Source organism: Hydrogenobaculum acidophilum (assembly GCF_054656715.1).
Genome location: NZ_BAAHXP010000045.1, coordinates 1 through 1,062, shown reverse-complemented (window position 1 = coordinate 1,062; position 1,062 = coordinate 1). Strand labels below are relative to the sequence as shown.

Below are 1,062 nucleotides of genomic sequence, written 5' to 3'. Positions count from 1 at the left end.
TACTTCAAGACAAAAGATATTTCATGAGATATTTCTTATTAGAGATTTACAGAAACGTTAACATTGACTTAGAAAGATTTAAGAGTATATTATCAACATTAGCCTCAGGAGGTGAAGACATGAGAAATTTATTTGAAGATGCCATACAATACGGTAAAAAAGAGGGCATGTTAGAGGGTATAGAAAAGGGTAAGATAGAAGGTAGAATAGAAGGTAGAATAGAAGGTAGAATAGAAGGAGAAATAAAAGGAAAGATCGAAGCCATAATTGACATACTATCTCTTAGATTCCCAAATACAGATTTAAGTGATATGACAAATCAACTAAAGCAAATAGATGATATAAACTTCTTAGATTATCTGAAGAATCAAGCTAAAACAATAAGCTCTATTGAAGAGTTTGAAAGGCTCTTAGAGAGATTTTAGCCAATAAATCGTGGCAGACTTGTGTGGCGTGGCAGACTTGTAAATCGTGGCAGACTTGTAGTCTCTGAATAGGAAATTGAGTTAGAAATATCAAATACTACCAAGCACTCTTTTAAACTCTTCCAAAGAGTTTACTTTCAAAGTTTTCTTTCTCAAATCCCTCAATACTTCCAAGTCTTTTATATTATTTAGTCTATTCTCTATATCCGAAAGCTCTTCTGTGCCAAACCTAAGCCCCAAAATATCCAATATAGACATTTTGGCATCTTCTATCATGCCTTCTTCTATACCTTTTTGTAGACCTTCTTCCAATCCCTTCTCTAACCCTTTCTTAAAAAATGGGTCGTTTTCAATGATTTCTTCAGTTATAATCACTGGCATACTTACCTCCTCATAAAGCCTTACTTTTAATTTAGGATTTAGAGAATATATTGTCAACGCTTCTTCTAAGTATAGTCTTTGCTCTTGTGTTGGTAAAAAGGGTAGTGTTTCTTTGAATTTGGTTAAAAAGTCTTTTATTTGTTCTTCTGTCCTTGCAATGAGCCCTGATATCAAGATATCTGTGGGGTTGTCGCTTTTTATAAGCTCTTTAAAAGGTAGTTCTTTTATATCTATAAGCTTGTAAGAGTAGCTTAGC

Annotated in this window: 2 pseudogenes; one reads left to right on the top strand and one right to left on the bottom strand. The window is 33.2% G+C overall.

Features of this window, described 5'->3' with window-relative positions:
• A pseudogene (locus ACYQZV_RS09045) lies at positions 1-425 on the top strand (hypothetical protein); the annotation flags it as partial.
• 90 nt (positions 426-515) lie between these two features.
• Here ACYQZV_RS09045 and ACYQZV_RS09040 read toward each other — a convergent pair.
• Positions 516-1,062: pseudogene (locus ACYQZV_RS09040) on the bottom strand (hypothetical protein); the annotation flags it as partial.